The following is a 4,751-nucleotide window of genomic DNA, read 5'->3' on the forward strand; positions in this document are numbered from 1 at the left end:
ACGGGCGGAGGCGAACTTCTGATAGATGCTGCTCGCGCTCATTAGCAGCAGGAAAGTCGGCAACATGATGCCGGCTATCCAGAACATAGCGTGCCCACCAAACAGCGAGAGGTGCGTCGGTTGCGTAGTCTCGATGGTGGCGATGACCTCCTTGAAGCCGCCCTTGGCGCTTCTGAATCCCGCGACACCGAAAGCCGCACCCGCATTGCCGATCTTGGTCGACGGCTCAACTTGGCGCTGGCTCAACGTGTGCAAGACTTATCTCGATATCGCTCAGACTTCTTCGGGCAATTGCGCGAAATTCTGGCCGATCGCGACGATATAAGAATTGTGGGCGACCGCTTTGTGTTCCAATCTGAAGTGCTGTTTAGCGCCGGTGACGCGGAAGTGGCGGATGCTGGCTTGGCCGATCTCAACGCCCTTGCCAACGCCATCAAGCAACTTGAAACCCAAATTCCACCCGAAATTCCCTGGGTTTTGCGCATCGATGGACACACCGATAAACGCCCCATCAAAACCGCCCGTTTCCCCTCAAACTGGGAATTGTCTGCAAGTCGGGCGATCTCTGTGGCAAAATATTTGGTGGATCAAGGCATCTCACCCACCCGCCTCGTCGCCGCTGGATTTGGTGAATTCCAACCCATCGACCCAGGTGACACCGACGAAGCCTACCGCCGCAATCGCCGGATCGAGTTTAAGCTGACGGACTAAAAGCCCGTCAAACGGAGTTCCAATGCGTCTTTATTCCAGATGGCAAAATTCAGCTGGAGAACGAGTGCGCATAGCGCTCGACCTCAAGAGCATTGATTACGAATATGTCCCCATTGGCGCACTATCTAAGCAGGAATATTTGCGCATCAACCCTCAAGGCTTGCTGCCGACGCTTGAAGTCGGCGGGAGTTTTATCGCTCAATCTTCAGCGATTTTGGACTATTTAGAGGAAACCTTTCCAACACATCCCCTCTTGCCCACAGACCCAATCATCAAGGCCCAAGCAAAAGCCTTTGCGGCCCACATTTCGTCAGAAATGCACCCCCTAACGCAGATGCGCATTCAAAAAATGATCGGCACGGAACGTGCGCAAGACTGGGTTCAACATTGGCATAGGGTGGGGTTCAGCGCTCTTGAGCAAACCCTGAAACTAAAGAAAAAGAAAACCGATTTCTGTTTTGGCGAAGAACCGGGGTGGGCCGACCTACATCTGATCCCTCAATTGGCCAACGCACGGCGCTTTAACGTTGACCTGTCGCCATATCCGCTTCTGCTGACAATAGAAGCACGTTGCATTGAACTTGGCGCATTCAAAAAGGCACGGCCAGAGAACCAAATTGACTATCCAGACCGCAAAGCAACTTAGTCAATTCCCCTTCGTCACCCTCGGGCCTGACCCGAGGGTCCGAGGATGATGCAAGAGCGCACAAAGCTTTTGAATGATTTTCCAACCATGGGCTGGACCATTTGGACGACCAACACCCGCGCACCCACCAGCAGGAACCTACGCCCTTCAGCAATCTAGGCTGAACTCAGCCTTCAACACTCATGCCGATCGCTTGGTAGAATTCAACCGCACCATGTGGGTTATCACAAACAACTTTTAACCGAACAACGTCGGATCCACGTTCTTGAAAACGCAGAAAAATATCGGCCATAAGCGCTTGCGCAATGCCGCGTCGTCGCCATTTTGGATGAACAGCAATGTCTTTAACAAATCCGCTGGTCCAGCAATGTGCAAATGCAACCAGTTCGCGCGTGTCACGACTGACCACCGGAAAACACAAGGTAGAATCATACTCTGCGTCTTTTGCAACAATTGACCACCACTCATCATATTGTTGCACTTCACCACCGCCATTGGCGTAACACAGATTTAGCAATTGGCGTGCTTGGGTGGCATGTTCTGCCGGCGAAAAGGCAACAAGTTGGACGTCCATTGGCCAGATGCCATGCGGAATAGGATCACCCAAATTCATTGCAAGCGTTAAATAATCGCTCACATGCCTCTCCTACTGTTGAAACTGCAGCTTTGCCAATTCAGCGTAGCGACCGCCCTTGGTCACCAACTGATCATGGGTGCCTTCATCGATGATATGCCCATCTTCAAGCACCAAAATACGGTCAGCATTTTTGATGGTGGCAAGGCGGTGGGCAACAACCAAAGTGGTGCGCCCAATCATCAAACGTTCAAGTGCCTGCTGCACCTTCGTTTCACTTTCAGCATCCAGCGCGCTTGTGGCTTCATCGAGCAGCAAAATAGGCGCATCTTTTAGCAAAGCGCGGGCAATGGCCACACGTTGTTTTTGCCCACCGGACAACATCACCCCGCGTTCGCCCACAATGCTCTCATAGCCATGTTCTAAGCGCTGTACGAACTCATCAACCAAAGCCACTCGCGCCGCTTCGCGCACCTCTTCGTCGCTCGCATCAGGCTTGCCGAACCGAATATTGTCCGCAATGGTGCCCGAGAACATGATCGCGTCTTGTTCCACATATGCAAAGCGTTTGCGCAATTCAGTAAAATCGGCCTCGCGAACATCAATACCATCCACCAAAATAGTGCCGCCACTCACATCATAAAACCGTTGCAACAATGCAAATACGGTGGACTTTCCCGCACCAGAAGGGCCGACCAAAGCGATCGTTTCGCCAGATTTCACCTCAAAACTAATACCGTTCAGAACGCTTTCGTCGTTGCGGGTGAGATACTGAAAATGCACATCGTTAAATGATACTGTTGCCGGGCTTGGTACCGGAAACGCGACCGGATGCTTAGCGGCATCAATGCTGGGCTCTGTGCCCAAAATTTCAGTAATCCGCTCGGTTGCGCCGGCAACTGTTTGCAAAGTACCCAAAATCTCAGAAATGCCCGTAAGGGTTCCAGTTGCCATCATCGCATAAATCAGGAACTGGCTGAGTTCGCCGACAGTGATTTGCCCGCTTGAAACCAATTGTGTGCCCAACCAAATCAAACCAACAATGCCTGAAGCGGTCAGGAAAATCACAAAGGCGATCATCCCGGCACGCACCAGCAGGCGCGACACTTCAGACTGATAACTCGCCTCAGCATATTCGCCATATTCGTCATTGCGCTGCCCCTCACGGGTAAACGCTTTAATCGTCTTAATGGCGCCAAAAGTCTCTGTGGCAAGGGCTGCCAGGTCAGCAATTTTGTCTTGCTGCTTGCGCGAAAGGCCCCGGATATATTTCCCCAACCAGACCACTGGAAACACCAAAACCGGAATAATGACCACAACAGCAGTTGCCAAATAAATCGAGGTGACAAACATCATAATCACCGCACCAGCCAACATGACCGCCGAGCGTAAAACAACGGGCAAAGCGCTATCCAGCGCGCCGCGCACAATGCCCACATCTGAGGTAATGCGCGAAATCAACTCGCCCGTGCGGTTGGTGTCAAAAAACACCACATCCATATTCATCAAATGATCAAACACCGCGCGCCGGATATCGGTAATCACCCGCATACCAATGACGGAGATGAAATAGAACCGCGCCGCAGAAGCAACAGCCAGCACACCGGCGATGGCAATAATGCCAATTGAGTAAGAATTCACCACCTCCAGATTTTGGGTGACAAAACCTTCATCGATTATGTTGCCTGCAAAAAACGGGATCGCCAGTGCAGCAAAGGCCGCAACCAGCAAAAACAATGCGGTGAACCCAAGCCGAAATGGATATTTTAGCAAAAACGGCAACAAAGCCTTGAGCGGCTCTGAGGATTTTGTTTGGCTTTCGCGATCCGCTGTCAGGATAATCTTTTCCAGACGCGATTTGCTGTCGGTGCGCAATTTCGCGTCTTCACGCTTGTCCCCGGCTGGCTGGCTGGACAGATCAGTCATATTTTGATTTCCTTGAACGGCAAATTGTGGGGCTAAAATAGGTACTCCATGCGAACAACTCAATAGCCGTATGCACCAAAGCCTCAGATTCATCACACCCAGCGCTTTTGCACACTTGCAGTTTCATCAAAGATCGGGTAGAACCCGCCCAACTGTTTCCCTGAGGTGGGCAGCAAGGCGTATTTTGGCGCCTGTGGAAAGCCCTTAACCTCATTATTTGAATTGAAGGCGCAACCAGATGAAAAAAGACATTCATCCAGACTACCACATGATCAAAGTGGTTATGACAGACGGTACGGAATTCACCACTCGTTCAACTTGGGGTGAAGAAGGCCAAACAATGCAGCTTGATATTGATCCAAAGACCCACCCAGCTTGGACTGGTGGCACAGGTCAATTGATGGACCGCGGTGGCCGTGTGTCTCGCTTTAAAGACAAATACAAAGGCATCTTGGGTTAAGCAATCCAAAGCTTTTAGCAGAATTAAAAAACCCGGCTGTTTTGGCCGGGTTTTTTGTGTTCAAAATTCAATATGGAACCAAACTATCCCTCAGTTTTGGCGCCAAAAGCATCGCGCAATCGCGCCAAATGGTTGTTGACCGGATTGACCTTTTGCTCCGCTTCTTCAGCGCCACCACGTTCCATTGCATCAAGCGCATGAATGCGTTTGTTTAAAGAATCAGCTTTTTCAATCATTTCGCGCATGGCCAAGGGCAGTGTTTCCCACATCGGCACGTCTTTATCCGCCATCTTTGTGTTCAATTCGACCCGTCGCTCTTCAGATTGAGCTTGCTCTTCGGTCAATTCACCCTCGCGCACGGCCCGCTGCAACAAAAGCCAACTTGCCAGCTGCATCAAACGTGTCGTCAATTGCATAGATTGTGAGGCGTAAAG

The 4,751-nt window shown here is 51.1% G+C and carries 5 protein-coding genes and 1 pseudogene; 3 read left to right on the top strand and 3 right to left on the bottom strand.

Features of this window, described 5'->3' with window-relative positions:
* Positions 1–150 precede the first annotated feature (150 nt).
* Positions 151–711: pseudogene (locus tag Q0231_RS04870) on the top strand (peptidoglycan-binding protein); the annotation flags it as partial.
* 22 nt (positions 712–733) lie between these two features.
* On the top strand, positions 734–1,357 hold the full coding sequence (maiA, locus tag Q0231_RS04875) for a maleylacetoacetate isomerase (RefSeq protein WP_299345793.1): 624 nt from the start codon (positions 734–736) through the stop codon (positions 1,355–1,357).
* A gap of 166 nt (positions 1,358–1,523) precedes the next feature.
* On the opposite strand, the gene Q0231_RS04880 is transcribed toward maiA, so the two are convergent.
* The gene (locus Q0231_RS04880) at positions 1,524–1,994 is read right to left on the bottom strand and encodes an N-acetyltransferase (protein ID WP_299345796.1); all 471 of its coding nucleotides are present in this window, start codon (positions 1,992–1,994) and stop codon (positions 1,524–1,526) included.
* Between the two features lie 9 nt (positions 1,995–2,003).
* Positions 2,004–3,857 (bottom strand): ABC transporter transmembrane domain-containing protein, encoded by a 1,854-nt coding sequence (locus Q0231_RS04885; RefSeq protein ID WP_299345799.1) that lies wholly within the window; start codon positions 3,855–3,857, stop codon positions 2,004–2,006.
* Between the two features lie 238 nt (positions 3,858–4,095).
* Between Q0231_RS04885 and rpmE the strand changes: the two genes are divergently transcribed.
* On the top strand, positions 4,096–4,317 hold the full coding sequence (gene rpmE / locus Q0231_RS04890) for a 50S ribosomal protein L31 (RefSeq protein WP_269394882.1): 222 nt from the start codon (positions 4,096–4,098) through the stop codon (positions 4,315–4,317).
* A gap of 83 nt (positions 4,318–4,400) precedes the next feature.
* On the opposite strand, the gene Q0231_RS04895 is transcribed toward rpmE, so the two are convergent.
* Positions 4,401–4,751 (bottom strand): DUF1465 family protein (locus Q0231_RS04895; protein WP_299345803.1); only part of this gene is annotated, 351 nt, incomplete at its 5' end.

Source organism: uncultured Maritalea sp., from assembly GCF_937139385.1.
Classification (GTDB): domain Bacteria; phylum Pseudomonadota; class Alphaproteobacteria; order Rhizobiales; family Devosiaceae; genus Maritalea; species Maritalea porphyrae_A.